Source organism: Sphingomonas sp. PP-CC-1A-547 (assembly GCF_003610375.1).
In the GTDB taxonomy this organism is placed as follows: Bacteria; Pseudomonadota; Alphaproteobacteria; order Sphingomonadales; family Sphingomonadaceae; genus Sphingomonas.
This window is the reverse complement of sequence record NZ_RAPZ01000010.1, coordinates 436,899-463,190: the sequence shown is the minus strand read 5'-3', so window position 1 is coordinate 463,190 and position 26,292 is coordinate 436,899. Positions and strand designations below refer to the sequence as shown.

Sequence of the window (26,292 nt, the reverse complement as noted above, 5' to 3'; positions counted from 1 at the left end):
ACCTAGCTGCAAACCGTGCCAGAATTACCAGAAGTCGAAACCACCGTGCGCGGGCTGGAGCCCGTGCTGAAGGGCCAGCGCCTGACCTCGGTCGAGCCGCGTCGTGCCGACCTGCGCAAAGCGATCCCGGTCGACCTGCGCCAGCGGATGACCGGAGCGACCGTTACGCACTTGGGCCGCCGCGCCAAATACGGCCTGATCGATACCGATCGTGGCGATACGCTCGTCTTCCATCTCGGCATGTCGGGGCGCTGGCGAGTCGATCCAAGCGAACTCCTCGCGCACGATCACCTGCTGATCGGCACCGCGGCGGGGCGGACCGTTGCGCTCAACGATCCGCGGCGATTTGGCTTTCTCGATCTTTGGGCGACCGAGGACATCGCCAATTACCCGCCGTTCCTCAGCATGGGGCCGGAGCCGCTCGGGCCCGACCTAAACGCCGCGTATCTGCTGGAGACGCTTGAAGGGCGGGGGGCGTCGATCAAGGCAATGCTGCTCGACCAGCGAATCGTCGCGGGGCTCGGCAACATCTATGTGTGCGAGGCACTGCACATGGCGAAGATCGCGCCATCACGCGCGGCGGGGCGGATCTCGCTGTTTCGACTCGAGCGACTCGTGGAGGCGATTCGGACGGTGCTGACCGCCGCGATCCTGGCGGGCGGGTCTTCGCTCCGGGATTACGTCCGGCCCGATGGCGAACTCGGCTATTTCTCCAAGCAATGGCGCGTCTATGGGCGCGAAGGCGAAGCGTGCGAATGTGGCTCCACCGTCAAGCGCCGCACCGAAGGCGGGCGCTCGACGTTCTGGTGTGCGAAGTGCCAACGCGGTTGACGATCTAGGACAAAGTGGGTAGGGCCGCGGCTTCGAGAGGGCGTAGGAGCAATCCGGCGCCCCTTTTTATTCATTCGAACATCCAGAGGGCTTCATGGCGAACACGCCGCAGGCGAAAAAGCGTATCCGTCGCAACGACCGTCGCGCGGAAGTGAACGGCAACCGCGTCGGCCGTATCCGTACCTTCATCAAGAAGGTCGAGGCTGCATTGGCTTCGGGCGACAAGGGCGCAGCGACCACCGCACTCGCGGCCGCACAGCCTGAGCTGCAGCGTGGCGTCGCCAAGGGCGTGCTGCACAAGAACACCGCGAGCCGCAAGTTCGCGCGTCTGACCAAGGCCGTGACCGGACTCGCATAAGCGAGCGTCCAGGACACTGGCATTGTCGAGTAGATCACCCGCCGGGACCTTCCCGGCGGGTTTTTTGCGTCTGCGAACGGAACCATCGAAGACGCCGCCTAACCCAAGGATTCTCCACGATTCGAGTGATGCGCGTTTGCGTCATGGCAAGACCAAATTCGCAAAAAATGCGTAAACACAGCAACTTATAAAAATATCGACGCATTTCCGCGGCTTGGTCAAGTCAACCCGCTTTATTTCGAAAATGTGACGCCTCGGGGCCTTGCTAGGATCGTCGATCGCTTCATAACGGGGCTCACAGCGACGGTGGCTTCCACCGCTGCATCAACAAACAGGGCGAAGATGCCGGATGACCCTTGGGGTCGTCAGGGGGACCATTTTCTGTCGGGACTATATCACCCGCGCGAGCAATTTCGCGGGGTCGGAGAAGTGTGCGCGTGACGAAGTGGCAAGGATCTGTGACGCATGCCAGCGAGGCCGAAAAGGCCTGGGCCCGCGTTCGTGCATCCTTGCGCGAGTCGGCCGGCGTGCGGCTGTTCGAACAGTGGCTGAAGCCGATCGAGCTGATCCCCGGCGAGGACCGCGACACGATCCGGCTCGCGCTGCCGTCGGCGTTCATGACCAACTGGGTCCGCAATCACTACGCCGACCGGCTAGTGCTCGAATTCAAGCAGATCCTCCCCAACGTCCGTACTGTCCAGATCGAGACCCGGGCACCGGGTCGCGCAGCCGTCGTGCTGGCGATCGAACCGGTGGCCGACGCCATTCCCGCGAAGCCCGTTGCCGATCCGCTACCGGTCGAAACCAAGCCGACCTCTAAGTCGGTCGCCGAGCCTGTGCAGGCAACGATGAAGTTCGGGGTCGATCCGTCGCTGAAGCCAGCGCCGGCGCCCGTCGTGACGTTGGCCCCGGTCGGCGTGCCCGCTGAACGGCCGCCGCTCGATCCGCGCTACACCTTCGCGCGATTCGTCGTCGATCCGTCCAACAAGGTGGCGTTCAACGCCGCCAAGGTGCTCGCCGAGCCAGGCCCGGTCCGGTTCAGCCCGTTGTTCCTCCACAGCGGCACGGGGCAGGGCAAGACCCACCTCATGCACGCGATCGGCCACGCGTTCCTCGAGCATAACCCACACGCGATCGTGTTGTGCATGTCCGCCGAGCGGTTCATGTACGATTTCGTCGCGTCGATGCGCGCGCGCGATACGCATGCGTTCAAGCAACGCCTGCGCGGTGCCGACCTGCTGCTGATCGACGACCTCCAGTTCATCGCCGGCAAGGACGCGACGCAGGAAGAATTCTTCCACACGGTCAACGAGATCATGGCGGCCGGCAAGCGGCTGGTGATCTCCGCGGATCGCTGCCCGCAGGCATTGGAAGGCGTCGAGGCGCGGATCGTCAGCAGGATGTCGGTCGGTCTCGTGGCGGACATCAAGGCGCCCGACCTGGTGCTGCGGCGGACGATCCTCGATCGGAAGCTGGTCGACCTGCCCGACATGCGCGTGCCGACCGACGTGCTCGATCTGCTCGCCAGCCGCATCCACGCGAACATTCGCGAGCTTGAGGGCGCGCTCAACCGAGTCGTGGCGTATGCGCAGCTGACCGGCGATACGATCGACCTCGATTTCGCAATCGCGACGTTGGGCGAAGTGCTCCGTGGCGCGCAGAAGCGCGTGACGATCGACGAGATCCAGAAGCTCGTCTCCGCACATTTCGAACTGAAGCCGCTTGATTTGATTTCGGCGCGGCGCGCTCGGGCTGTCGCGCGGCCGCGGCAGATCGCGATGTATCTGGCGAAGCGTCTGACGACGCGGTCACTGCCGGAAATCGGGCGCAAGTTCGGCGGGCGCGATCACTCGACGGTGATCCATGCGGTGCGGAAGATCGAAGAACTGCGCGACTCCGACCGCGACATCGATGCCGCGGTCCGCGTGCTGATGCGGGAGTTGGAAGGCTAGTCTTTCCTTCCGTGTTCTCCCGCGAAGGCGGGAGCCCAGTCTGGACCCCCGCCTTCGCGGGGGAACACGCTGCATGCGGTATTCCGACACGTAGCCGCATCGCCCGGAACTCCCCGTCATCCTGACGAAAGTCAGGATCCAGAGCCACAAAATGCGGCGCCCGTAACTCTGGATCCTGACTTTCGTCAGGATGACGGAATAGGGGTTAGACCTGCAACCCCATCGCGTCCTGCGTCTGCTTGAGCACCGGTGCAGCCAGCGCGCGCGCTTTCTCCGCGCCCGCCTGCAATACTGCCGTCACCGCGCTGCGGTCATCGAGCAACCGCACCATCTCGTCACGGATCGGGCCAAGCTTCGCCACCGCCAGATCCGCCAGCGCAGGCTTGAACGCGCCGAAGCCTTTCCCGCCGAACTCGCCGAGCACCGTTGGGACGTCGCTATCCGCCAGCGCCGCGTAGATCGTCAGCAGGTTACGCGCCTCAGCCCGATCACCCAACTCCTCGACGGTCGCGGGCAGCACGTCGGGATCGGTCTTCGCCTTGCGGAACTTGTCGGCGATGGTGTCGTCGCTGTCGATCAGCTTGACCACCGACTGCTCGGACGGGTTCGACTTCGACATCTTGGCCGACGCATCGCGCAAGGACATGATCCGCGGCGCGGCCTTGCTGATCAGCGGGGCGGGGAGCGTGAACAGGTCGACACCGTAGTCGCCGTTGAACTTGGTGGCGATGTCGCGCGCGAGTTCGAGATGCTGCTTCTGGTCCTCGCCGACCGGCACGTGCGTCGCGTTGTAGAGCAGCACGTCCGCCGCCATCAGCACGGGGTAATCGTACAGCCCGACGCTCGCGCCCTCGCGGTTCTTGCCCGCCTTGTCCTTGAACTGCGTCATCCGGTTCAGCCAGCCGACGCGCGCGACGGTGTTGAGCAGCCACGCCATCTCGCTATGCGCCGGCACCCGAGCCTGATTGAACAGGATCGACTTCGCCGGATCGATCCCCGCCGCGATCATCGTCGCTGCAACCTCGATCGTGTGCGACGACAACTCCGACGGCGCGATCCATTCGGTCGGTGCGTGGAGATCGGCGATGAAGAACATCGACTCGCCGCCCTGCGCCGCGACGTCGCCCTGCAGCGTCACCCACTGCTTCACCGCCCCCAGGTAATTGCCGAGATGGAGATTACCGGTGGGCTTGATGCCGGAGACGACGCGCATGGAAAAACCTTACTTGGAACGACGCAAAAGCGTGGAGATGTCGCCCAACCGGAACGCGCCGGTGAGCAATGTCGCGATCGCATAGACGACGCCGCCGGTCGCGACCAGCACCAGCATCGCCCCCCAGCGCTCGACGCTGGTGCCCGTCACGAACGGCTGGAACAGGCTATTCAGGAAATACATCACAACGCCCATGATGAGCGCCGCGACGAGCAGCCGCCACGTCCGGCGACGGAGCCGGGCATCCGGCGTGAAATGCCCGCGGCGGACGAGCGTCCGGTACAGCATCGCGACGTTGACCGTGCTGGCGATCGCGGTGGCAAGCGGCGGGCCCATGTGTCCCAGCGGTTTGATAAAGGCGAGATTGAGGACGAGGTTCACGACCATCGACATCGTCGCATAGCGCACCGGCGTGCGTGTATCGGAGCGCGCGTAATAGCCCGGCGTCAGCACCTTCACGAGAATGTACGAGGGCAGGCCTATCGAGAAGGCGGCGAGCGCCTGCGCGGTCAGCACGCTGTCCTCTAGCGCGAACTTGCCGTGCTGGAACAGTGCACCGACGATTGGCACGCCGCACACGATCAGCGCGACGGTTGCGGGGAGGGTGAGGAACAGCGCGAGCTCCATGCCGCGGTTCTGCGTTGCCATCGCCTCCGCATCCTCGCCACGGCCAAGCTGGCGCGAGATCGTTGGAAGCAACACCGTGCCAAGCCCGATCCCGATCAACCCGAGCGGAAGCTGGTTCAGGCGATCGGCGAAATAGATGTACGAGACCGACCCAGCCGGCAGCAAAGCGGCGGCGAGTGCAGTCGAGACGACGAGGTTGATCTGCACGGCGCCAGCCCCGGCCGCCGCGGGCCAGATCAGCGACATGAGCTTCTTCACGTCGGGATTGAGTTGCGGGCGCTTCAGACGGAGCTTTACTCCGGACGCACGACACGCCCAGATCAGCCACAGAAGCTGCAGAGCCCCCGACACCGTCACCGCAATAGCCTGGTTGCGCGCGGTCAGCAGCGGCTGATGCTCGTGGAACAGCAGCAACGCCGCGATCAGCGTCGCGTTCAGCAGGATCGGTGCCGCGGCATTGATCCAGAACTTGTGCAGCGAATTGAGGATGCCGCCAAGCAGCGACACGAGGCTGATCAGCAGCAGATAGGGCAGGGTGATCCGCGAGAGGTGGACGACATAGTCGAACCGCTCCGCACTCGCGCCGTTGAACCCGAAGGTCAGCAGCCACGTCATCGGCCACGCCGCGAGTTCGAAGATCGCGGTCATCAGGATCAGCGTCGGCAACAGCACCGACAGTGCGTCCTCGGCGAACGCGATCCCGTCGGGCAGGCCGCGGCCATCCTTGTCGCCGACCTTCCGATTGAACATCGGGATGAACGCGGCGGAGAACGCGCCCTCTGCAAAGAGCGCGCGGAACATGTTCGGGAGGCGGAACGCGATCAGGAACGCGTCCGACGCGAAGCCGGCGCCGACGAACCGCGCGAACAGCGAGTCGCGCACGAGCCCCAGGACCCGGCTGGCAAGCGTCAGCCCGCCGACCGATCCCAGCGCCTTGGTGAGGTTCATCTAAGCGCGCTCCGCCCCCGTATCGTTCAGGCTTGGCCGAAATCGCCGACGTTAGGCTGGATACCCTGCTGTTCGGACTGCTGCAGGTACAGCTGCGAGAAATCGATCGGCTCGAGCAGCAGCGGCGGGAAGCCACCGTCACGCACGGCATCCGACAGCACGCGGCGAGCGAACGGGAACAGCAGACGCGGGGCTTCGCCCAGCAGGAACGGCTGGACATGCTCGGCGGGGATGTTGCGCAGCCCGAACAGGCCCGCGTACGAAAGATCGACGATGAACGCGACTTGCCCCTCGCTCTCGGCGCGGACGTCGATCTTCAGCACGACCTCATGCACTTCGTCGCCGACCTGCGCTGCGCCGATGTTGAACTGCACGTCGATCGCCGGCGGGGTCTGGTTCTGGTAAACGGCCGGTGCGTTCGGGTTCTCGAACGACAAGTCCTTGACGTATTGCGAGATCAGCCCGGCTGCGGGGACCGTGTCTTCACCGTTGGCGAGAGCCTGGTCGGGCATGGTGAAGCCGTTGTCCTGATCATCCATTCGTCGTGTCCTTAGAGAATAAGCGGAAAATTGGGACCGAAGCGGACCGCTTGCGCGTTCTGTTCGATCGAGGTGGTGCGAGTAGCAGTGCCGAAGGGGCGTTTCAACGGGCGCGGGTTTGAATAGCTGCGGGTTTGCCCTATGTTGAAGCGAAGATCGGAGGCACGGTTGTTTTACGTAGTTCTTCTCGCGATGGTTGCAGGCTTCTTGGCGATGCGACTCTACAGCGTGCTCGGCAAGCGGACGGGGCATGAGCAGCCCCTGCCGCGTGCGGCCGAGGACCGTCCTGCGCTCGCCGCCGTGCCGCGAACCGTCGAGGCGGTTCCCGATGCGCGCGAAGTCGCCAATCGCAACTTGGAGCCCAAGGCGGAGCCTGGTCTGCGGGCGATCGTCGCCGGCGAGCCCGGTTTCGATGTCGCGCGCTTTCTAGAAGGTGCGCAGGCCGCGTACCGCATGGTGCTCGAAGCCTTCTGGAAGGGTGACGAGGACGCGCTGGCCGATCTCGCCGTCGACGATGTCCGCGCGGCGTTCGTCGAGGCGATCGAAGCGCGGCGCGAGGCTGGGGAAGTGCTCGACAACCGTCTCGTGTCGATCGAGCGCGCGCTGATCGCGGATGCAACTCTTACGGGACGCGAGGCGCGTATCACAGTCCGGTTCGACGCGGACATCGCGGCCGTCACGCGGGATGCGGAGGGCAATGTCCTCGCTGGGTCGTTGACCGACGCGGTTGAGACGCACGACGTCTGGACGTTCGCTCGGACGCTCAAGAGCAGCGATCCGAACTGGAAGCTTGCGGACACCGACGAAGCCTGATGGGTCGGGGCATGGGGGGAAGGCTCGGCGGTCTCGGACTGCCGATGCTGATGGCGACGCTGTTGAGCGCGTGTGTCGGTGGTGTCGAACCGCCACGATCGGGTCCGCCACCGGTGGACAGGACAGACGAGCGGTCGGATGATCGATCAAACGAACCCGTTCGCGTGCATCCGTCGCGCGATACCGGTGCATCCCCTAACATTCGCGGGATTCAGTCGCCCGCCCGGATTGTCGGTGCGGTACCAATGCTCGCATCGCCGGTCGTCCCGGCGGTCGAACCTGTGAATGCCGCCGCTGCGGGCGTGATCGCCGGTCCACCGATTGCGAGCCTTCCGATCGACGATGCGCAGGCGCAAGCGGCGTTCGCGGCGTTCGTCACGAGTTGTCCGTCGCTGGTGCGTCGTAACGACACGTCCGGGCTGACGCGCGGCGCGGATTGGCAGCCGGCCTGTACCGCAGCGGCATCGACCGATCGCCGCAATGCTCGGACGTTCTTCGCGCAATGGTTCGAGGCCGCGCAGATCGGCGACGGCAAGGCGTTCGCGACGGGATATTACGAGCCCGAGATCGCTGGCTCGCTGGAGCGGCGTGACGGCTATGCGCCTATCTATGCACGTCCGAACGACCTTATCGACGTCGATCTCGGCACATTCTCGACCAGTCTCAAGGGCAAGAAGATTCGCGGTCGCGTCGATCGCAGTAACCTTGTGCCCTATTACGACCGTACTGCGATCGAGCAGGGCGCGATCTCCGGGCGTGCGCCGATCCTCGCCTGGGCGCGCGATCCGGTCGAGCTGTTCTTCCTACAGATCCAGGGTTCGGGACGGCTGCGGTTGCCTGACGGCGAGATACTCCGGATCGGCTATGCGACGCAGAACGGTCGCGACTATACCGGTATCGGCGCGCTGATGAAGTCGCGCGGGTTGCTCCAGGCGGGCCAGACCTCGATGCAGGGCATCGTCGCATGGCTCCACGCGCATCCGGCCGAGGGGCAGGCGATCATGCGCGAGAACAAGAGCTTCGTGTTCTTCCGCGAACTCGAGGGCGCACCTCTGGGGGCACTCGGCTTGCCGGTCACCGGTCAGGTGAGTGCGGCCGCCGACGTCAAGTTCGTGCCGCTCGGCGCGCCGGTGTTCCTGTCGCTCGACCGGCAGGACGCGAGCGGCTTGTGGATTGCGCAGGATACCGGCGGCGCGATCAAGGGCAGCAATCGTTTCGACACGTTCTGGGGTGCTGGCGCGGCCGCCGAAGCGACCGCCGGCGGCATGGCCGGACGCGGCACCGCGTACCTGCTTCTGCCGATCGGCACCGTGGCGCGCCTGAACGGCCAAGCGAATGGGGCGCGATATGGCGGGCCGTCCGCTCAACCCTGATGAGGCGCAGCTCTGGGCGCGCGTGATGGCGAGCGTGCGTCCGATGCGTGCGGTCGCCGTGCGGATCCCGGAGCGCGCGCCGCCGCTGCCGCCTCCACCCAAGCCGATCATCGGTCCCAACGGCAAGATCGTGCCCGCACCGCCTGCGCCGATGGGGCGGGTAAAGCCGCTCGTCCGTACTGTGGTCACGCCGTACGCGGCGCGGGCGGGGGCCAAGCCCGTGGTCGCCCGGCCTGTAGCCAAACCGATCACGGCCAACACGCTGGATGGCGGCTGGGACAAGAGGCTCACGCGGGGTGTGGTGAGTCCCGACAGCTCGATCGACCTGCACGGCCACACGCTGGCGTCTGCCCATGCGCTGCTCGACGTTGGCCTGGGCCGGGCGATCGCGCGCGGCGACCGCGTATTGCTGCTGGTGACGGGCAAGCCGCCCCGCCCCGAAAGCGAACGCCCGCACGCGAGAGGCGCCATCCGGTCCGCAGTCGCCGACTGGCTGGCCGGCTCGCGACATGCCGACTCGATCGCTGCGGTACGTGGCGCGCATCCGCGACACGGCGGGCAGGGCGCGCTCTACATCGTCCTAAGGCGCGGACGGGACTAGCTCTGGGTTTGGATTCGTGAGGTCCGGCCCTAACGATTGTTACCTCAGTTTGGTAATTGTAGGCTGATCGCAAGGCCGGTGAGTTTGAGCACATCGCAGCACATCTACTTCCCCCCTCCCTGAAAGGGAGGGGCAGGGGGTGGGTAGGCTTCCACGATTGCGTACCGTGCGGCTCAAGCGGGCCCACCCGCCCCAACTACTCCCTTCCAGTGAGGGGCGCTAGTCGAGCGCCCGCGAGATCACATTCGCATAGATATCCGTCAGCGTCCGCAAGTCCTCGACCGCGACGGCCTCATCGACCTTGTGCATCGTCGCATTGATCAACCCGAATTCCACCACCGGGCAAAGCTTCGACAGGAAGCGCGCGTCAGACGTGCCCCCGGTGGTCGACAGTTCCGGGGTGACCCCGGTCGCGCCCACGATGGCGTCCGACAACAGCGTCGAGAACGCACCCGGCTCGGTAAGAAACGCTTCGCCCGACACCTTGCCCGTCACCACCACGCCGGGCGCATGACGCTCGGCGATCGCGCGGATATGCTCGATCAGGTCCGCCCCGCGGTGGCGATCGTTGAACCGGATGCTCAACCGCGCGGAAGCCTTGGCGGGAATGACGTTGTGCGCCGGGTTGCCGACGGTGATGTCGGTAACCTCTATGTTGGACGGCTGGAACCAGTCGGTGCCCTCGTCCAACACCACGCCTTCGATCTCCGCAAGGATGGCGATCAACCGGGGGATCGGATTGTCGGCGAGATGGGGGTAGGCGACATGTCCCTGACGCCCCGGCACCTCGATCCAGATATTGACCGAACCGCGCCGCCCGATCTTCACCATGTCGCCCAGCCGCGCGGTCGAGGTCGGTTCACCCACCAGACACAGGTCGGGCACGACGCCCCGCGACGCCATCCGCTCCATCAGCGCGACGGTGCCGTACGTCGCGGGTCCCTCTTCATCACCAGTGATGATGAGCGAGAGCGTTCCGGCATCGCTCCGGCTCGCGGCGGCCACGAAGGCTGCGACTGCACCCTTCATGTCGACCGCGCCGCGTCCGTAGAGCAGTCCGTCGCGAATCTCGCCGGACCAGGGCGACCCGGTCCAACCTCCGCCAGGGGGGACGACGTCCACGTGGCCGGCAAACGCCAGATGCCGCGGTCCATCGCCGCGCACGGCCAGCAGATTCTCGACCGGGCCGTCGGGCGCTTCGCCGACCGTGAACCGATCGACCGCAAATCCCAGTGGGACCAGCGCCGTCTCCAGCACATCGAACACCGCGCCCCGCGCAGGCGTGACGCTATCCGCGCGGAGCAACGCCTGGGTTAGCGCGACCGGGTCGATCATGCGGTCGCGGGCACCGGCTGCTCGAATTGTTCGAGGACCCATTCCTCTTCCTGCGCCGCCGCGATCCAGTCCTGCATGAACGGATGCTCGAACATCGCCTGCATATACCCGGCCGCAAACCGCGCGATCGGCAGCTGGTACGTGACGATCCTCGTCACCAACGGCGCAAACATGATGTCCGCCGCACCGAACTGGCCGAACAGAAAATCGCCGCCGCCACCGAATCGTGCACGAGCCTGTGCCCAGATCTCCATGACCCGCTGCAGCTCGAGAAGCACGTCGTCGTCCGGCGTGCTTGCCGGAAACACTTGGCGCACGTTCATGCTGTGCTTGCGACGCAGCGCGGCAAAGCTCGAATGCATCTCGGCTGCCATCGACCGCGCCATCGCGCGTGCGGCATTATCCTTGGGCCAGAAGCGTTCGCGCCCGACCTTGTCGGCGAGATAGTCGACGATCGCCAGACTGTCCCATACCACCGCGTCGCCGTCCCACAGGATCGGCACCTTGCCCGACGACGGCGCGAACTCGTCACCCGAACGGCGCTTTTCCCAGTCCGAGTCGTACATCGGCACGACCACCTCCTCGAACGGAAGCCCGGATTGTTTGCAGGCGAGCCAGCCGCGAAGCGACCAGGACGAATAGGCCTTGTTGCCGATGATCAGTTTCATGAGCGTTGGACTAGCGGGGCAGGCGGGCCGCGGCAACGTGGTTGGCAACGGGCTGGCGCGCGATGCTACGCGGCATGAGACGGTGCAGCGTCGCGATCGCAGCCAACGCGACGATCGTGCCGAGCAGGATGTCGATCAGGTAATGCGTGCCCTCGACGGGTGTCGCCAACAGCATTGCCGCATTAAGGGCGAGCACCGGCCAGCGCAGCCGCGGCATGCGCCACGCCGCATTGATGTAGAGCGTTGCGGCGGCGGCATGGAAGCTCGGTGCCGATACGATGCCGCGCAGATGGCCGAGGTCGACCACCCGCACGCTGTAATCGCGGAGTGCAGGTATCAGCCCATGCTGCCATTGCTCGCTCTCGGGCATATAAGCGATTGGTTGATGCCACAGATACGAGAACGGACCGATCGCCGGCATGAAGGCGTAGAGAATCAACGTGCCGACTGCAGTAAGCCAGAATGTCGCGAGGAAACGGTGCGCCGCCACCCGGTCGCCGGTCAACGCGAAGGTAGCGAACAGGATCGCGGGCGTCAGGTAGATGCTGCGATACGCAGCCAGACCAAGCGTTTGCAGGATCGGCGTTGCGGCGACAAGTCGATACCAGGCGAGCCAGTCGAAATGCAGCAGGGCGTCGATCCGTTGGAGTGCTGCATCGTGAAACCCATGCGTCAGCGCCGCGACCGGATAGCTCGCCACCGCGCCCATCAGTGCCAGCATGGTGAAGACGCCGTAATATTCTGCGCAGTCAGCGACCGCGCGCGCATGACGCCAGGGGCGGTCGCGAAGGCCGAAGCGCAACGCCAGCAGGACGACGCCGCTTACGTAGAATGGCATGTTGTCGGCGTCGTACGGATCGATCGATAGGCCGGCGACGTGCATCATCACGGTCAACATCGCTAGGCTGAGGATCATCCCACCTCCGATCCACCATCCATAATCGGGCACGCTATCGTGTGCGGGCAGCTCCCCGCGGTGGATGTCAGCGGGCAGCCGCGGGGTAGTTGCAATCGAAACGTCATTCATGGTCGGCGAACGCGTATCACATACGGGGGAACAAGTGACCCTCGTCGGCTGGATCGGCTTTCGCTTGGCTGAACGGTAACGAACGACGAGTGTCGCCCTGCCGTAGGACGACGCCCGCTATAGCTGCGGTTTCACGGTCTCGGTCGCCGGCTTTAGAACGAGCCAGGAACCATCCGTTGCGCAGTGGTCGGCGCTGCGGGAATCAGCAAGTCCTGGCGGGTGCTCGCCGTAGTCCGTGCCGACTGCGCGCTGACATCGCTGGTGATCGCCGAGCAGCTGCGGCCCGCCAGGAAGTCGAGCGCGCGACGGGTGGACGCCTCGCGTGCGTCGCCGAGCGGGAAGCTGATATCATCCGCCGCGCGACAGGTCGCCTCGACGGTCGACGCCAAACCATCGAAGTAATTGCCGTTGCGCGCCGCATTCTGCGTCGCGAACGCGATGACACGCAGACGATCGTCGCAGGCGGGCTTGTCGAGGGCGATCTGGCCGACGGGCTTGCCGTAGGTGTTCGTCCCGATCAGCGCGGAATTGCCGTGCAGATACGGCGTGAACGCATTGATCAAAAGTTCGCTCGCCGATGCGGTACCGCCGCTGCCGATGAATGCGATCCGCGTCGGCGCGATAGACTCGGGTTGCGGTGCGAAGAAGCGAGTCTCGTTGTTCGAGGCCTTCTCCGTGCGGAACGTCGTATAGTCGAACACCTCGGACGTTGATCGCCCCCCACCAAGGAGGTCGCCGAGATACTCCGACGTCACGACGAGGCCACCGCCATTGTAGCGCAGGTCGATGATGACCTTCGTAACGCCCTGCGCACGGAAATTCGCGAACGCTGTTTTTAGCGCGGGTTCGGCGGTGGAGATGAACGTGCGCAGGTTGATGTAACCGACGCGCTGGCCGCCATCGTCGATGATCTTCGCGCCGTACCGCGACGAGACCGGCAGCAGCGAGAAGTCGGCCTTGGCGACGGTCACGTCCCGCGTACCGGCAGCGTCCGAGACACGAAAAACGCGCGCCGTACCGGTCGCGTCGGGACCGAATGCGGTAGTCAGCCCGGCCGTGCCCTCGGCACTGATGATGGCGCTGACGGTCCGCAGGTTGCTCGATGTCGTACCGATCGCGAGGATCTCGGCACCGCGGTCGATCCCCGCGGCGAGAGCGGGCGCGCCTTCGAACGACTCGGCTGCGAACAGGCGCTGGCCGGTCTGGTCGAGCGCGAACCGAATGCCGAAACCAGCGCTCGATCCCGAGGCGTAATAGGCGTTCTCTTCGTTGATCGACGTCAGGTAGGTGAAGAACCGATCCTTGCGCTGCGCTCGAGCGGTCGCGGTCAGCGCGTTGATATAGTCGCCGACTGTCGTGTACCCCGCAGGGCTCAAGGTCGCAGGCAGCGTATCGGGGAACAGATACCATTCGCGAAGCTGCGCGGCAGCCCAATCCTGGCGCTCGCGCAACGAGCAGCCCGCGGTTGCGGTCGGCGTGGGTGTCGGCGTAACGCCAATGGTGCCCCCGGCACCACCACCGGCCGAGTTCGTGTTGCCGTCGCTACCTCCGCAGCCCGACAGCATCGCAGCTATCGCCAGCATTGTCCCGAACCGTGCCCGCACCGCGTCATCTCCCCCGTTTCTTGAAGGTTACGGAATTAGTCGGGCGATGCCAGCGGGAAATCGAAGATTGATCCGATGTCGGCGGATTTTGGCGGGGCGGCTGACAGTATACCTGCCAGCGTCATTATGACGGGGTAGGAAAGGCGCGAGTTTGCAGGCTCAGACCGCTAGCTGACCGCTTCGACCACCGCCGCGCGGAGTTCGGGAATGCCCATGCCGTATTCGCTCGACGTGACGAGGATGTCGGGATGTGCAGCCGGCCGCTTGCGGGCCTCCGCGGCCGTGCGTTCGGTGACCTCGACGAGTTCGGACGCCTTGATCTTGTCCGCCTTGGTCAGGACCATGCGGTAGCTGACCGCGGCCTTGTCGAGCATCTCGAGGATCTCGCGGTCGACGTCCTTGATGCCGTGGCGCGAGTCGATCAGCACGAGCGCGCGCTTGAGAACGTCACGCCCGCGCAGGAAGTCGTTGATCAGGAAGCGCCATTTCTTGACGACGTCCTTGGGCGCCTTGGCGAACCCGTAGCCGGGCATGTCGACGAGGCGAAACGCGAGCGGGGCGCCGACGTCGAAGAAGTTCAGCTCCTGCGTACGGCCCGGCGTGTTCGACGTGCGCGCCATCGAGTTGCGCCCCGTGAGTGCGTTCAACAGCGACGACTTGCCGACGTTCGAGCGACCGGCGAACGCCACTTCCGGCACCGACGCGTCGGGCAGGAATTCGAGCGTGGGCGCCGACTTCAGGAAGCCGACATGCCCCGCGAAAAGCTTTCGCGCATGCTCCAGCATCTCCGGCGTGAACGGCGCGTCCGTCTGCTCGAGGTCGGGGCCTAAGTTGGGAACGTCGTTCACTTGGTCACCGGCACTTTCAGGCCCGGATGGCGGGCGTACAACAGCTTCTGCTGGATGATCGTCAGGCAGTTCGACGTGATCCAGTACACCTGAAGGCCGACCGCGAACGGCGCCATCACGAACATCAGCACCCATGGCAGCAGCTTGAAGACCTGCTTCTGCGTGTCGTCCATCGGCGTCGGGTTCAGCTTGAACTGGAAGTACATGCTGATGCCCAGGATGATCGGCACGACGCCGATCGCGATCATGTGCGGCGGCGTGAACGACAGCAGGCCGAACAGGTTGAGCGGCGTCAGCGGATCGGGCGCGGACAGATCCTTGATCCACGCGACGAACGGCTGGTGACGCATCTCGATCGTCAGCATCAACACCTTGTATAGCGCGTACATAATCGGGATCTGGAGCAAGGTCGGCGCGCAGCCCGCGAGCGGATTGACCTTCTCCGCCTTGTAGAGCGCCATCACTTCCTGCTGCATGCGGACCTTGTCGTCCTTATACTTCTCCTGCAGCAGCTTCATCTTCGGCTGGACCGCGCGCATCGCGGCCATCGACTTGAACTGGCGCTGAGCAATCGGGAACAGCAGGCCGCGGATCGTCACGGTCAGCAGGATGATCGCGACGCCGAAGTTGCCAACCATGCGGAACAGCCAGTCGAGATAATAGAAGATCGGCTTCTCGACGATCCGGAACCAGCCCCAGTCGATCGCATAATCGAGCTTGGCGACGCCGCCGGCCTGGTCGGTGTAGCGATCGAGCAGGCGGACTTCCTTCGCGCCAGCGAAGAAGCGCGAGACTTGCGTGATCGACTGGCCCGGTGCGACCTGCTTGGGCTGGAGCGCGTAGTCGGCCTGGTACGCCTTGTTGGCGCCGGCGCGGAACTGGCCGTCGAACGCCTGACCCTGGTCCGGGATGATCGCGGTCAGCCAGTATTTATCGGTGAAGCCGAGCCAGCCGCCGGTCGTCGTGAACTTCTGCGCGGCCTCGTCGATGTCCTTGTAGTTCGGACGGTAATGCGCGCCGCCATTGTCGACCGACATCGGCCCGACATGGATCGTCATCGACGACGGATCCTTCGAGATGCCGACCCGGTTGACGAGACCATAAGTGGCGACGGGGACGGGCGCGGTGCCGGCGTTGAGGACGGTCTGGCGGACCGTGAACATGTAATCCTGGTCGACGGCGATCTGGATGCGAAACCGTTGCCCGGTGGCGTTGGTCGCGTCGAGCGTGACCGGCGTGGTCGGCGTCAGCGTGGTCGCGCCCGAGGGCGTCCATACCGCGTCGGCGGCAGGCGGGGCGAGGCCCTGTGCACGCCAGCCGAAGCTTGCGAAATACGCGTCGGGTGCGCCGGCGGGCGAGAGCAGGCGGATCGGCGGCGAGTTCTTCGCGACCGTCTCGTCATAGCCCTTGAGCACGAGATCATCGATCCGCGCGCCCTTCAGGTTGATCGAGCCGGACACGCGTGGCGTCTCGATACGGATGCGCGGGGTGCTGGCGATCACGGCGTTGCGATCGCCGATCGCGGCGGCACCGTCCGCGGCCGGATCGGCCGCTGGGTTCGCGACGGCCTTGGTCTTGCCGCCCTCGATCCGCGTGACCGGCGGATTCGCGGTCGGGAAGAACTTGCCCTGGATCAGCGGCCATCCGAACAGGATCAGCGCCGCGATCACCGCGAACAGCACGAAATTCTGCTTGTCGTCTTTCACAGGGCGGCGTCTTTCAGTTTCTTGTCGATATCTGGGACCGGATCGGGGCCGTACCCGCCCCACGGATGGCACCGCGCGATACGCTTCGCCGCCAACCAGCCCCCCTTGAGCGCGCCATAGCGCCCAACGGCCTCGATTGCATAGGCGGAACACGAAGGATCGTAGCGGCAACTCGACGGCAAGACGAGCGAGGGCCCGAGTTGCCAACCGCGGGCGAGGAGGATGAGGAGGCGGGCTAGCATGTCAAAACCGACGCTCGCTCACGCCGCAAGATTGTTTCCCCGCGAAGGCGGGGACCCAGACTGGGCTCTCGCATTCGCGGGAGAACAAGGAGCGGGGGATAACGGTAAGTTGGAACTCGCAACCGCGTTGTCCCACGCTTGCTACCACCCCGGCGAAGGCCGGGGCCCAGTTGGGGAACGTAGCTGACGAAGGGCGGTGCTGCATCACGGCCGCTTTCCCACCTGGGCCCCGGCCTTCGCCGGGGTGGAGGGGTTCGCAGCACTGGTGGTGTTCGCTACCGAGGTAGCAGGCAATTGAGGCGTAACCTTGCGCAACGCCTTGCCGAGCTCGGTCCGCAACAAAGCGTAATCCCGCTCGACGCCGCCGTTACGCCCGATCAACACATGATCGGCCCCAGCAACGCCGCGCTCCGCCAACAGCTCACGCGCCAACGCCCGCAACCGCCGTTTCATGCGGTTCCGGACGACGGCGTTGCCGATCTTCTTGGTGACGGTGAAGCCGATTCGCATCGTCTCGTCACCATCATCGCGGGGGCGCATGAGCAGGACGAATCCTGGCATCGGTGCGCGCTTCCCCGCATTCGCCGCGAGAAAATCGCGGCGTTTGTCGAGGATAGTTAGGCCGACAGCTTCTTGCGACCGCGAGCGCGGCGTGCGTGGATCACTGCCCGGCCGCCGACCGTCGCCATCCGTGCGCGGAAGCCATGACGGCGTGCGCGTACCAGGTTGCTCGGCTGAAAGGTCCGCTTCATTGGTCATTCCCTAGGTCATCAAATAGAAAACGGCCGCCACGGGGACGGCCTTGATGGCTGGGCGCTTAAGGAAAGGGCGGCGGTAAGTCAATTCGCACCCGTCGTAACGGTCGTGTTTTTGGCAGCCTTGGCGCGCTCGTGCCGCCGCATCGCGCTCTGGCGTCGCATCATCCGATCGACGAAATGCCCGGTTCGTGGCCACCGGCGCTTCAGCCGCGCCCATTTGAGCCGCGCCCAGCGCGAGTTGCGCAGGATGAGGACCATCCCGCCCGCGAACAGGAATATCCCCGCAGGCCCCGGCAGTGGCGCGAGCAAGGGCGCACTCAGGATCAACACTATCCCGAGCACCAACTGGCCGAAGCGAAGGACGGGGGAGCGGACTGCTTTCACGGAAGGCATGTGGGTCCGGTGTATTAGGTTCGCAAGACGGCGTGATCGGAGAGTTCCGTGCCGCCCATCCTTGCAGACATGGCAAATCGGGTATGAATAAGGCGTGACGTCGTGTCGCGGGGGAGCGGACATGGCGGCGATCGTAGCGACGGTGGCGTATCTGGGACTCGAAGCGCGAGCGGTCGAGGTGCAAGTCCAACTGATTCCAGGACTTCCCGCGTTCAACGTCGTGGGCCTCGCGGACAAGGCGGTCGGCGAAAGTCGCGAACGCGTGCGTGGAGCGATCGCCGGGATGGGGCTGTCGCTGCCGCCGAAGCGCATCGCGGTGAACCTGTCGCCCGCCGATCTGCCGAAAGAAGGATCGCATTTCGATCTTCCTATCGCGCTGGCGTTGCTGGCAGCGATGGGCGTGGTCGATGCCGAAGCGCTGGCCGATTACGTGATCGTTGGCGAGCTCGGGCTCGACGCGCGGATCACCGCCTCGCCGGGCGTGCTGCTGGCGGCGCTGCATGCGTCGGAAGTGGGGAAGGGGCTCGTCTGCCCGGCGGCGCAAGGCTCGGAAGCAGCATGGGCTGGCGAGATCGAAGTCATCGCCGCGCCTGATCTTTTGTCGCTGCTCAACCACTTCAAGGGCCACGGCCTGCTCAGCCCACCCAAGCCCGGCATAGCCGAACACGCCGACCACGGTCCGGACCTGCGGCAGGTTAAGGGGCAGGAGACCGCCAAGCGCGCGCTGGAGATCGCCGCTGCCGGATCGCATAACTTGCTGATGGTAGGCCCGCCGGGTTCCGGCAAGTCGCTGATGGCCTCCTGCCTCCCCGGTATCCTGCCACCGCTCGACCCCGCCGAAGCGCTCGAGGTGTCGATGGTCCAATCGGTGGCCGGCACGCTCTCCGGTGGGCGCATGACCCGCACGCGTCCGTTTCGTGCTCCACACCATTCTGCGTCTATGGCGGCACTCACCGGGGGCGGGCTGAAGGTGAAGCCGGGGGAGGTCAGCCTCGCACATCTCGGCGTACTCTTCCTCGACGAACTCCCGGAGTTCCAGCGCGCCGTCCTCGATTCGCTGCGCCAACCGCTTGAGACGGGCACGGTCAGCGTCGCCCGTGCCAACGCGCACGTCACCTTTCCTGCGCGCGTACAGTTGATCGCCGCGATGAACCCGTGTCGGTGCGGCCACCTCGGCGACGCAAGCCTCGCCTGCGCGAGAGCCCCGAAATGCGCGGCAGACTATCAGGCGAAGGTGTCGGGTCCGCTACTCGACCGAATCGACCTGCACCTCGACGTCCAGGCGGTCAGCGCCGCCGACCTGATTCTGCCGCCGCCGACCGAAGGCTCGGCAGAGGTTTCCGCCCGCGTTTCCGCCGCCCGGGCGATCCAGACCGAGCGATACCGCGACCACCCGGTACGCACGAACGCGGAGGCGGATGGCGCGTTGCTCGACGCCGTCGCCACGCCCGACGAAGCCGGTCGCAAACTCCTCGCTCAGGCCGCCGAAGCGATGCGTTTGACCGCGCGCGGCTACACCCGCATCCTCCGCGTCGCTCGCACCATCGCCGATCTGGCGGGCAGCGAGACGGTCGGCCGTATCCACATTGCCGAAGCGCTAAGCTACCGCCGCCAGCCGCCCCGCAATTAAAGGCACAACTAAACCTGCTTGCGGCGGACGAAAGCTTCGTCTAGCCAACCCGCCGCTGCCCCTGTGGCGAAATTGGTAGACGCGACCGACTCAAAATCGGTTGCCGCAAGGCATGCTGGTTCGATTCCGGCCAGGGGCACCATCTCTTCTCACCGATCGCGCGTCGACCTTCGGGGAGAGCAACATAGTGATCGTTTCCTTGCGAAAATTTCGCCGGTAAGGACGCGGGATGGCGAAGCGACCGGCCCGATATGTCTCATCGCGGCGGCGCAATCGATCCGGGCTGAGGCCATCGTCCGAGCATTGGCTTCTCCTGCTCGGCGCCGTGGTCGCGTTCGCGGCGATATTCGGGTCGCTGACCGATCTGCCTTGGCCGACCGAAACCACCACGGATCACCGCAAGCCCCGGCTGACGATGGCCCAGGCGCGGGCGTCCAATGCGCTGGTCCCGATCGTTGCCGACAAACGCAAGCGCGCGGAGCCGTTCCGGTTTCGCGGCGGTCCTGCGGCGCACCTCCAGGCGACCGAATGCCTCGCCACGGTCGCGCTCTATGAAGCCGGTACCGATCGCGACGCCCAGCGCGCGGTCATCCAGGTCGTGCTCAACCGGGTCGGCGCGCGTGGCTTCCCCAAGACGGTCTGTGGGGTCGTCTACCAAGGCGCGAATCGCAAGACGGGATGCCAGTTCTCGTTCACCTGCGACGGCTCGCAGACACGGCGGCCCGAGCATGACGGCTGGGAACAGGCGCGACACGCGGCACGGCGGGCGATGAACGGCTACGTCTACGCACCTGTCGGCCGCGCGACGCATTACCATACCGACTGGCTAGTGCCGTACTGGCGCAGTTCGCTCGTCAAGGTGGCGACCGTCGAGTCGCACATCTTCTATCAGCGCCGTTGAGCGCTTAGTCGATCCTGTACTGGATCGGCTTGAAGCTGCCGCCGTTGGATTGCAGCGCCGAACACGCAGTCATGCCGATCACGAGGTCCATCGCAGCGCGGAAGACGATCGTGTCGCCCGCCTTGCTCAGCGGCGGTTCGACCGTGAACGTGCCCGTCTCGCCATTGATCGGCACGTTCATGAAGCAGTTGAACGCGACCGGGATCTGGTCCGGCTCGATGTCCCAAGGCGCGAGCGCCTCAGCAAGATTGCCGAAGCAGCCGCGATGCGGATCGGTATCGCCGTAGATGATCGCGAAGGTTTCCTTCGAACACGGCGTCAGCAGGAAATCATGCCGGCCGACATCGTCCGAAACGATCTCCAGCATCACGTTGCTGCGGTTCGAATAGAGCAGGTCGCCGGTCGTCAGGTACAGCCGGCTCGCATAATCGAGCGTCCGCCCCGACGAGATCGCCTCACGCACGTCGGCGCGATTGTAGGCGAGCAGATCCGATACCTGGCGGCCCTCCGGATCGATCACGGTGAGCGTCTGCCCCTTGTCGAGCGTGAACCCGGCCCCCGAACGCGGCGGGATCGTCTTGATGTCAGCCACGTGCTTCGCCTCGTTTGAAAGGACATTTCCAGGATTCGTCGACGACGCGTCCGCTATATTGTCGCGCTTCGCTCGATTCGCCGTGGCGCGCCAGCATCGGGTTCATCGAGCCGGCATATTCGAGGTCGCGCGCGAGGATCGACGAGCGCAACTTGTCGTAGCGCTGCTGGTCGCGCAGCACCTCGAACTGGTCGTGCAGGTTGAACACCATTGCCGGCGATTCGAACTTGCGTGCCGGACGGCTGGCGTTCGGATGCAGGCCAACGACGAAAAACGCCTCGCCAGCAAAGCTCAGCGAGAAATGCGGATCGTCCGGATCACTGCTAACCGACGGGTCGGGACGGTAGCCGAGCCACTCGTCCTTGTCGCTAAGTGACTGAGCCCGGGCCCAAAGATGGGCTTCGAACTCTTCTTCAGACAGCAAAGCAGGCGCTTCGAACAATATGATAAGCGTCCGGAAGATCGCGCGATCCTCGCGGTATTTGCGGACGGTCTCGCCAAGCGCCGGAGAAATTCTCATGTCATCCCAAGCGGATCGCACGTCGCGGGCGACGAGAATGTCCATCTGCCCCTTGGCGAGCGCCGATTTTGCGCCGACGCAGGGGAATTGCGGCGCCTGCACAGTCTCGATGAACTTGCGCGCGAGCGGGTGGTCGTTCTGAAAAATTGGCTGGTACATGGTCGGGGAGGAACCCGCGAACCGCGGCAATGTTTCGCGCCCGACATAACCTTTGATATTGATCAGTACGAATCCCGATCTGTTCTTCTATCGCCAAGGGCGGTACGAGGCCGGTTGATGAAGGGGTGTCGATGATCTCGGAAAAATTCCTCATGGGCCGTGGTCGCCATGAGTTGAGCAACGAAGAAAAGCAGGTGCTGGAGGACGGCATCGAATCCGTGCGGCAGGTGCCCGGGCGCAAGCAGATCGTCCGGGCGGGCGACCTCATCGAGACGAGCACGCTGCTGATCGAGGGGTTCGTGTGTCGCTACATGGACGACCGCGAGGGGCAGCGGCAGCTGGTCGCGGTGCACGTGCCCGGTGATTTCGTCGACCTCCACGCGTTTCCGATGAAGCGGCTCGATCACGACATCGCGACGCTGGGGCCCGTGAAGATCGCCTGCTTCGAACACCGTACGTTGCAGTCGATCACCGAGCGGTATCCGCACCTGACGCAGAAACTGTGGTTCAGCACGCTGCTCGATGCGGCGATGCACCGCGAGTGGATCTTTCGACTGGGACGGCTCGGCGCGGAAGGGCGGATCGCGCATCTGTTCTGCGAACTGAACGCACGGCTGGAGATGATCGGGATGGCGGCGGAGGGACGCTATATGCTGCCGATGACGCAGCCAGATCTGGCAGAGGCGACCGGGTTGACCGGCGTTCATGTGAACCGCGTGTTGAGAGCGCTTCGCGAGAAAAACCTGCTGACGTTCAAGGCAGGCGAGGTAAATATCGTGGATCCTAAGGCACTTGCAGCCGTTGCTGAATTTGAACCACAATATCTCTACGGTTCCAGGGGTGAGTGACGGGTAGCCGGCGCGTAACCCCTGGCAGGATCAACGGTCGGGGGAGTGAGACTATGATGACGCCGGAAACTATTGCAGGCATCGCCGCCGCCGAGAATGGGCTGGTGACGCTGGACGGCCTCGATGGCTTGGCGATCACCTTCACACCGCAGGCCGCCGCTGAGACGGGGCGCAGGCTTATTGCGGCCGCGGAAGTCGCTGCGAGCCAGCCTCGCGATGAGCGATCCGGCGACTGATCTTACGGCGCATAAGACCGGCGCTACGCGCTGATCAATGCGTACGCCTTCCGCTACGTAACTTTATCACTATGCTACCCGGTACATTGACCGGGAGATCCATGTGCAGTTTCTATACCTCGCCGCCAGCGCCGTTGCGTTGATGGCGTCTACGTCGATCGTCGCGCAGACGGGTGCGACGTCCACGACACCCGCCGCGAACCCCTTGCTAGCCGACTGGACCGGTCCGCTGGGCGGAGTGCCGCCGTGGGACAAGGTTCGCCCCGAGCTTTTCCCGCAGGCGTTCGAGACGACGCTGGCCGAGCGCGCCGCGGACTACCGCACGATCGCCGACAATCCTGCCAAGCCGACTTTCGCCAACACGATCGTGCCGATGCAGTTGGCCGGCAAGCGCTATGGTCAGGTGATGACGCTGTTCGGCGTGATGACCGGCAACATGAACACGCCGGCGTATCAGAAGCTCGACCGCGAATGGTCGCCGAAATTCTCTGCGGCGTCGGATGCGATCACGTTCGACAAGCCGCTGTTCGCGCGCATCCAGGCGATCTACGCAGGCCGCAATTCGAGCGGCTTGAATGCGCAGCAGATCCGGCTCGTGACGCGGATCTACGACAGCTATGTGCGGCAGGGCGCGAAGCTGACCGACGCGCAGAAGACGCAGCTTTCGCAGTATAATCAGCAACTCGCGACCGCGTTCTCGACGTTCGGCGAGAAGCTGCTCGCGGATGAGAGCAAGGCGATCTCGGTTACCGACGAGGCGCAACTCGCCGGCTTGCCCGATAGCGTGAAGGCGGTGGCCAAGGCCGCGGCGACCGAGCGGAAGCTGCCGGGCTTCGCGATCGTCAACACGCGGTCGGCGGTCGATCCCGTGCTGACCTACGCCACCGACCGAGCGCTGCGCGAAAAGGTGTGGCGCGCGTTCGTCAACCGCGGCGACAACGGCGATGCGAACGACACGAACGCGACCATCGCGCAGATCGTCAAGCTCCGCGCCGACCGCGCGCATCTGCTCGGGTTCGCGACGCATGCCGACTGGCGGATGCAGGACACGATGGCGAAGACTCCCGCCGCGGCGATGGACCTGATGATGCGCGTCTGGCCCGCTGCCAAGGCACGCGTGGCCGAGGAAGTCGCGGACATGCAGAAGGTCCCCGGCACGTCGCTGACGATCGAGCCGTGGGATTACCGCTTCTACCAGGAGAAGGTCCGCAAGGCGCGGTACGATCTCGATCAGGCGCAGTTGAAGCCGTATTTCGAGCTCGGCAACATCATCCAGGGTTCACTGTACGCCGCCAACCGGCTGTACGGGCTGAACTTCAAGGAGATCACCGGCACCGTTCCCGTGTTCGAGCCGAACATGCGCGTGTGGAGCGTGACCGATAAGAACGGCAAGGACGTCGGGCTGTTCTACCGCGACGATTTCGCGCGGACCGGCAAGCGATCGGGTGCGTGGGCGAACACCTATCGTGGGCAAAGGGGCCTCGCCCCGGCGCAGCTCGTGCTGTCGTCGAACAACAACAATTTTGCCAAGGGCGCGCCGGGCGAGCCGATCCTGATCAGCCTCGACGATGCGCAGACGCTGTTCCACGAGTTCGGCCATGCGATCCACGCGATGCTCCAGAATGTCTATTATCCGGGGCTCGCGGGCACGCCGCGCGATTTCGTGGAATATCCGAGCCAGGTGAACGAGCATTGGCTGCTGACCCGCGACGTGCTCGACAAATATGCGCGGCATTACCAGACCAAGGCGGCGATGCCGCAGGCGTTGCTCGACAAGATCGAGCAGTCGAGCAAGTTCAACGAAGGCTTCAAGACCGCGGAATATCTGTCGTCGGCGATCGTCGACATGAAGATCCACACCGTGCCCGACGGCGTCATCGATCCGGACAAGTTCGAGGCCGCGACGCTCGCCGAGATCGGCATGCCGAAGCAGCTGGTGATGCGTCACCGCGTGCCGCAGTTCCAGCACCTGTTCGCGTCGGATAGCTATTCGGCAGGCTATTACAGCTACCTCTGGTCCGAGACGATGGACGCCGACACCTTCGCGGCATTCGAGGAGGCGGGCAGTCCCTGGGACAAGCCGACCGCCGACAGGTTCGCCAGGATCCTGTTGTCGACCGGCAACGAGACCGATCGTGCCGAGGCGTATCGTGCGTTCCGCGGGCGTGATCCCGATGTGAACGCGCTGCTCAATAAGCGCGGCTTTCCGACACAAGCGCCGCAGGGGACGAAGTAATGGCACCCGATCAGAAAACGCGCCTCAAGGCGATCATCGGTGGATCAACGGGCAATCTGGTCGAGTGGTTCGACTGGTACGTCTATTCCGCCTTCACGCTGTATTTCGCGCCGCATTTTTTCCCGTCTACCGATCGCACCGCGCAGTTGCTCAGCACGGCGGCGGTCTTCGCGGTCGGCTTCCTGATGCGGCCGATCGGCGCGTGGATCATGGGGATCTATGCGGATCGCCATGGTCGCAAGGCCGGGCTGACGGTGTCGGTCACGCTGATGTGTGCCGGTTCGCTGATCATCGCGTGCACGCCGGGATACGAGACGATCGGCGTCTTCGCACCGACGATGCTGGTGATCGCACGGCTGATGCAGGGTCTGTCGGTCGGCGGCGAATATGGCGCGTCGGCGACGTATCTGACCGAGATGGCGGGCAAGAACCGCCGCGGGTTCTTCTCGTCGTTCCAGTACGTCACGCTGATTTCGGGCCAGTTGCTCGCGATCTGCGTGCTGCTCATCCTGCAATCGACGATGAGCGAGGCGGCGCTCGATTCCTGGGGCTGGCGCATCCCGTTCGCGATCGGCGCGGTGCTCGCCGTGGTCGTGTTCTACATCCGTCGCGGTCTCGCCGAGACGCAGAGCTTCGAGAATGCCAAGGCCGATGCAGGCGACGGCAAGCCGAAGTCGGGCTTCATCCAGCTGATCACCAAGCATCCGCGTGAGACGATCACGGTGATGCTGCTGACCGCGGGCGGTACGCTCGCCTTCTATGCCTACTCGATCTACATGCAGAAGTTCCTGGTCAACACCAGCGGGTTCAGCCGCGAAGTGGCGAGCCAGATCAACGCCGCGACGCTGTTCGTGTTCATGCTGTTGCAGCCGATCGCGGGCGGGCTGTCGGACAAGATCGGGCGGAAACCGCTGATGGTCGGGTTCGGCATTGCCGGCGTGCTGTTCACCTATCCGATCTTCACCGCGCTGGAGAGTGCGACCAACCCGATCTACGCTGGGTTGCTGGTGATGGCGGCGCTGGTGATCGTGACCGGCTACACGTCAATCAACGCGGTCGTGAAGGCGGAACTGTTCCCCGCGCATATCCGCGCGCTGGGCGTCGCCTTGCCCTATGCGCTGGCCAACACGCTGTTCGGCGGCACCGCGGAGTTCGTCGCGCTGAAGTTCAAGGGCGCGGGCTTCGAACGCGGCTTCTACTGGTACGTGACAGCGATGATCGCGGTGTCGCTGGTCGTCTATCTCCGCATGAAGGATACGCGGACGAACAGCCAAATCGTCGAGGATTGAGCTTCTGCTCCCTCTCCCCTGCGGGGAGAGGGTCAGGGTGAGGGG

Annotated in this window: 27 protein-coding genes and 1 tRNA gene; 13 read left to right on the top strand and 15 right to left on the bottom strand. The window is 64.7% G+C overall.

Features of this window, described 5'->3' with window-relative positions; all coding sequences use genetic code 11:
* Positions 1–15 precede the first annotated feature (15 nt).
* The 3 genes from mutM (at position 16) to dnaA (ending at position 3,141) form a co-directional block, all read left to right on the top strand.
* Complete coding sequence (mutM, locus tag C8J39_RS02905) at positions 16–831, top strand: bifunctional DNA-formamidopyrimidine glycosylase/DNA-(apurinic or apyrimidinic site) lyase (RefSeq protein WP_120299211.1); 816 nt, start codon at positions 16–18, stop codon at positions 829–831.
* Positions 832–925: 94 nt separating this feature from the next.
* Positions 926–1,189: a 30S ribosomal protein S20 gene (gene rpsT, locus C8J39_RS02900; protein ID WP_031394736.1), complete on the top strand. Its 264-nt coding sequence runs from the start codon at positions 926–928 to the stop codon at positions 1,187–1,189.
* Between the two features lie 458 nt (positions 1,190–1,647).
* Complete coding sequence (dnaA, locus tag C8J39_RS02895) at positions 1,648–3,141, top strand: chromosomal replication initiator protein DnaA (protein ID WP_259457491.1); 1,494 nt, start codon at positions 1,648–1,650, stop codon at positions 3,139–3,141.
* Between the two features lie 205 nt (positions 3,142–3,346).
* Here the strand turns inward: dnaA and trpS are convergent, their stop codons facing one another.
* From trpS to secB, 3 genes are read right to left on the bottom strand one after another with little or no spacing between them, the layout of a single operon-like run.
* The gene (gene trpS / locus C8J39_RS02890; protein WP_120299210.1) at positions 3,347–4,354 is read right to left on the bottom strand and encodes a tryptophan--tRNA ligase; all 1,008 of its coding nucleotides are present in this window, start codon (positions 4,352–4,354) and stop codon (positions 3,347–3,349) included.
* A gap of 9 nt (positions 4,355–4,363) precedes the next feature.
* On the bottom strand, positions 4,364–5,929 hold the full coding sequence (gene murJ, locus C8J39_RS02885) for a murein biosynthesis integral membrane protein MurJ (RefSeq protein ID WP_056062171.1): 1,566 nt from the start codon (positions 5,927–5,929) through the stop codon (positions 4,364–4,366).
* Between the two features lie 26 nt (positions 5,930–5,955).
* Entirely contained in the window at positions 5,956–6,468 is a 513-nt protein-coding gene (gene secB / locus C8J39_RS02880) for a protein-export chaperone SecB (protein WP_056062172.1), read from the bottom strand.
* Positions 6,469–6,636: 168 nt separating this feature from the next.
* Between secB and C8J39_RS02875 the strand changes: the two genes are divergently transcribed.
* The 3 genes from C8J39_RS02875 to C8J39_RS02865 are packed head-to-tail and all read left to right on the top strand — an operon-like array spanning position 6,637 to position 9,255.
* Complete coding sequence (locus tag C8J39_RS02875) at positions 6,637–7,281, top strand: Tim44/TimA family putative adaptor protein (RefSeq protein WP_132833291.1); 645 nt, start codon at positions 6,637–6,639, stop codon at positions 7,279–7,281.
* A gap of 11 nt (positions 7,282–7,292) precedes the next feature.
* Positions 7,293–8,654: a murein transglycosylase A gene (locus tag C8J39_RS02870; RefSeq protein ID WP_243649701.1), complete on the top strand. Its 1,362-nt coding sequence runs from the start codon at positions 7,293–7,295 to the stop codon at positions 8,652–8,654.
* Positions 8,629–9,255, top strand: a complete 627-nt coding sequence (locus C8J39_RS02865; protein ID WP_056062181.1) for a Smr/MutS family protein — start codon at positions 8,629–8,631, stop codon at positions 9,253–9,255. The genes C8J39_RS02870 and C8J39_RS02865 overlap by 26 nt, the downstream gene beginning before the upstream one ends.
* A 219-nt stretch (positions 9,256–9,474) precedes the next feature.
* On the opposite strand, the gene dapE is transcribed toward C8J39_RS02865, so the two are convergent.
* The 10 genes from dapE to C8J39_RS02815 form a co-directional block, all read right to left on the bottom strand.
* Positions 9,475–10,590, bottom strand: coding sequence for a succinyl-diaminopimelate desuccinylase (gene dapE, locus C8J39_RS02860; RefSeq protein ID WP_120299209.1), 1,116 nt, complete (start codon positions 10,588–10,590; stop codon positions 9,475–9,477).
* The gene (locus tag C8J39_RS02855) at positions 10,587–11,258 is read right to left on the bottom strand and encodes a glutathione S-transferase (protein ID WP_120299208.1); all 672 of its coding nucleotides are present in this window, start codon (positions 11,256–11,258) and stop codon (positions 10,587–10,589) included. The genes dapE and C8J39_RS02855 overlap by 4 nt, the downstream gene beginning before the upstream one ends.
* 10 nt (positions 11,259–11,268) lie before the next feature.
* Positions 11,269–12,174 (bottom strand): phosphatase PAP2 family protein, encoded by a 906-nt coding sequence (locus C8J39_RS02850; protein ID WP_243649700.1) that lies wholly within the window; start codon positions 12,172–12,174, stop codon positions 11,269–11,271.
* A 263-nt stretch (positions 12,175–12,437) separates the two neighbouring features.
* The gene (locus tag C8J39_RS02845) at positions 12,438–13,868 is read right to left on the bottom strand and encodes a S41 family peptidase (protein ID WP_120299206.1); all 1,431 of its coding nucleotides are present in this window, start codon (positions 13,866–13,868) and stop codon (positions 12,438–12,440) included.
* Positions 13,869–14,056: 188 nt separating this feature from the next.
* Positions 14,057–14,674, bottom strand: a complete 618-nt coding sequence (yihA, locus tag C8J39_RS02840; protein ID WP_056487036.1) for a ribosome biogenesis GTP-binding protein YihA/YsxC — start codon at positions 14,672–14,674, stop codon at positions 14,057–14,059.
* Positions 14,675–14,733: 59 nt separating this feature from the next.
* Positions 14,734–16,443 carry a membrane protein insertase YidC gene (gene yidC, locus C8J39_RS02835; protein WP_120299205.1) on the bottom strand — a complete coding sequence of 570 codons (1,710 nt, stop codon included), beginning with the start codon at positions 16,441–16,443 and terminating at the stop codon, positions 14,734–14,736.
* Positions 16,440–16,685, bottom strand: coding sequence for a membrane protein insertion efficiency factor YidD (gene yidD / locus C8J39_RS02830; protein WP_056062193.1), 246 nt, complete (start codon positions 16,683–16,685; stop codon positions 16,440–16,442). The genes yidC and yidD overlap by 4 nt, the downstream gene beginning before the upstream one ends.
* A gap of 204 nt (positions 16,686–16,889) precedes the next feature.
* On the bottom strand, positions 16,890–17,246 hold the full coding sequence (gene rnpA, locus C8J39_RS02825) for a ribonuclease P protein component (RefSeq protein WP_243649699.1): 357 nt from the start codon (positions 17,244–17,246) through the stop codon (positions 16,890–16,892).
* 56 nt (positions 17,247–17,302) lie between these two features.
* Positions 17,303–17,437, bottom strand: coding sequence for a 50S ribosomal protein L34 (gene rpmH / locus C8J39_RS02820; RefSeq protein WP_031393806.1), 135 nt, complete (start codon positions 17,435–17,437; stop codon positions 17,303–17,305).
* Positions 17,438–17,524: 87 nt separating this feature from the next.
* Entirely contained in the window at positions 17,525–17,827 is a 303-nt protein-coding gene (locus C8J39_RS02815; RefSeq protein WP_243649698.1) for a hypothetical protein, read from the bottom strand.
* Positions 17,828–17,957: 130 nt separating this feature from the next.
* On the opposite strand from C8J39_RS02815, the gene C8J39_RS02810 reads away from it, so the two are divergent.
* The 3 genes from C8J39_RS02810 to C8J39_RS02800 all read left to right on the top strand — a co-directional run bounded on the left by C8J39_RS02810 (position 17,958) and on the right by C8J39_RS02800 (position 20,367).
* Complete coding sequence (locus C8J39_RS02810; RefSeq protein ID WP_120299203.1) at positions 17,958–19,466, top strand: YifB family Mg chelatase-like AAA ATPase; 1,509 nt, start codon at positions 17,958–17,960, stop codon at positions 19,464–19,466.
* 57 nt (positions 19,467–19,523) lie between these two features.
* Positions 19,524–19,608, top strand: a tRNA-Leu gene (locus C8J39_RS02805).
* 87 nt (positions 19,609–19,695) lie between these two features.
* Complete coding sequence (locus C8J39_RS02800) at positions 19,696–20,367, top strand: cell wall hydrolase (RefSeq protein ID WP_120299202.1); 672 nt, start codon at positions 19,696–19,698, stop codon at positions 20,365–20,367.
* Between the two features lie 4 nt (positions 20,368–20,371).
* On the opposite strand, the gene C8J39_RS02795 is transcribed toward C8J39_RS02800, so the two are convergent.
* Together C8J39_RS02795 and gntA are read right to left on the bottom strand one after the other, a co-directional pair.
* Entirely contained in the window at positions 20,372–20,959 is a 588-nt protein-coding gene (locus C8J39_RS02795) for a DUF1989 domain-containing protein (RefSeq protein ID WP_056051138.1), read from the bottom strand.
* The gene (gene gntA, locus C8J39_RS02790; RefSeq protein WP_056051135.1) at positions 20,952–21,638 is read right to left on the bottom strand and encodes a guanitoxin biosynthesis heme-dependent pre-guanitoxin N-hydroxylase GntA; all 687 of its coding nucleotides are present in this window, start codon (positions 21,636–21,638) and stop codon (positions 20,952–20,954) included. The genes C8J39_RS02795 and gntA overlap by 8 nt, the downstream gene beginning before the upstream one ends.
* A gap of 131 nt (positions 21,639–21,769) precedes the next feature.
* Here gntA and C8J39_RS02785 point away from each other — a divergent pair, with 131 nt between their 5' ends.
* From C8J39_RS02785 to C8J39_RS02770, 4 genes are all read left to right on the top strand, one after another.
* A complete protein-coding gene (locus tag C8J39_RS02785; protein ID WP_120299691.1) occupies positions 21,770–22,486 on the top strand; it encodes a Crp/Fnr family transcriptional regulator in 717 nt (238 codons plus the stop codon).
* A gap of 53 nt (positions 22,487–22,539) precedes the next feature.
* The gene (locus tag C8J39_RS02780; RefSeq protein WP_310793798.1) at positions 22,540–22,722 is read left to right on the top strand and encodes a hypothetical protein; all 183 of its coding nucleotides are present in this window, start codon (positions 22,540–22,542) and stop codon (positions 22,720–22,722) included.
* 103 nt (positions 22,723–22,825) lie between these two features.
* Complete coding sequence (locus tag C8J39_RS02775; protein ID WP_120299201.1) at positions 22,826–24,958, top strand: M3 family metallopeptidase; 2,133 nt, start codon at positions 22,826–22,828, stop codon at positions 24,956–24,958.
* Entirely contained in the window at positions 24,958–26,247 is a 1,290-nt protein-coding gene (locus tag C8J39_RS02770; RefSeq protein WP_093399423.1) for an MFS transporter, read from the top strand. The genes C8J39_RS02775 and C8J39_RS02770 overlap by 1 nt, the downstream gene beginning before the upstream one ends.
* The last annotated feature ends 45 nt before the right edge of the window (positions 26,248–26,292 follow it).

Coding starts and splice junctions, on each gene's coding strand:
- rpsT (WP_031394736.1), top strand. CDS start 926: ATGGCGAACACGCCGCAGGCGAAAAAGCGTATCCGTCGCAACGACCGT.
- trpS (WP_120299210.1), bottom strand. CDS start 4,354: ATGCGCGTCGTCTCCGGCATCAAGCCCACCGGTAATCTCCATCTCGGC.
- murJ (WP_056062171.1), bottom strand. CDS start 5,929: ATGAACCTCACCAAGGCGCTGGGATCGGTCGGCGGGCTGACGCTTGCC.
- secB (WP_056062172.1), bottom strand. CDS start 6,468: ATGGATGATCAGGACAACGGCTTCACCATGCCCGACCAGGCTCTCGCC.
- C8J39_RS02870 (WP_243649701.1), top strand. CDS start 7,293: ATGGGGGGAAGGCTCGGCGGTCTCGGACTGCCGATGCTGATGGCGACG.
- C8J39_RS02865 (WP_056062181.1), top strand. CDS start 8,629: ATGGCGGGCCGTCCGCTCAACCCTGATGAGGCGCAGCTCTGGGCGCGC.
- dapE (WP_120299209.1), bottom strand. CDS start 10,590: ATGATCGACCCGGTCGCGCTAACCCAGGCGTTGCTCCGCGCGGATAGC.
- C8J39_RS02855 (WP_120299208.1), bottom strand. CDS start 11,258: ATGAAACTGATCATCGGCAACAAGGCCTATTCGTCCTGGTCGCTTCGC.
- C8J39_RS02850 (WP_243649700.1), bottom strand. CDS start 12,174: ATGATCCTCAGCCTAGCGATGTTGACCGTGATGATGCACGTCGCCGGC.
- C8J39_RS02845 (WP_120299206.1), bottom strand. CDS start 13,868: ATGCTGGCGATAGCTGCGATGCTGTCGGGCTGCGGAGGTAGCGACGGC.
- yihA (WP_056487036.1), bottom strand. CDS start 14,674: ATGCTGGAGCATGCGCGAAAGCTTTTCGCGGGGCATGTCGGCTTCCTG.
- yidD (WP_056062193.1), bottom strand. CDS start 16,685: ATGCTAGCCCGCCTCCTCATCCTCCTCGCCCGCGGTTGGCAACTCGGG.
- rnpA (WP_243649699.1), bottom strand. CDS start 17,246: ATGCCAGGATTCGTCCTGCTCATGCGCCCCCGCGATGATGGTGACGAG.
- rpmH (WP_031393806.1), bottom strand. CDS start 17,437: ATGAAGCGGACCTTTCAGCCGAGCAACCTGGTACGCGCACGCCGTCAT.
- C8J39_RS02810 (WP_120299203.1), top strand. CDS start 17,958: ATGGCGGCGATCGTAGCGACGGTGGCGTATCTGGGACTCGAAGCGCGA.
- C8J39_RS02800 (WP_120299202.1), top strand. CDS start 19,696: ATGGCGAAGCGACCGGCCCGATATGTCTCATCGCGGCGGCGCAATCGA.
- gntA (WP_056051135.1), bottom strand. CDS start 21,638: ATGTACCAGCCAATTTTTCAGAACGACCACCCGCTCGCGCGCAAGTTC.
- C8J39_RS02785 (WP_120299691.1), top strand. CDS start 21,770: ATGATCTCGGAAAAATTCCTCATGGGCCGTGGTCGCCATGAGTTGAGC.
- C8J39_RS02780 (WP_310793798.1), top strand. CDS start 22,540: ATGATGACGCCGGAAACTATTGCAGGCATCGCCGCCGCCGAGAATGGG.
- C8J39_RS02770 (WP_093399423.1), top strand. CDS start 24,958: ATGGCACCCGATCAGAAAACGCGCCTCAAGGCGATCATCGGTGGATCA.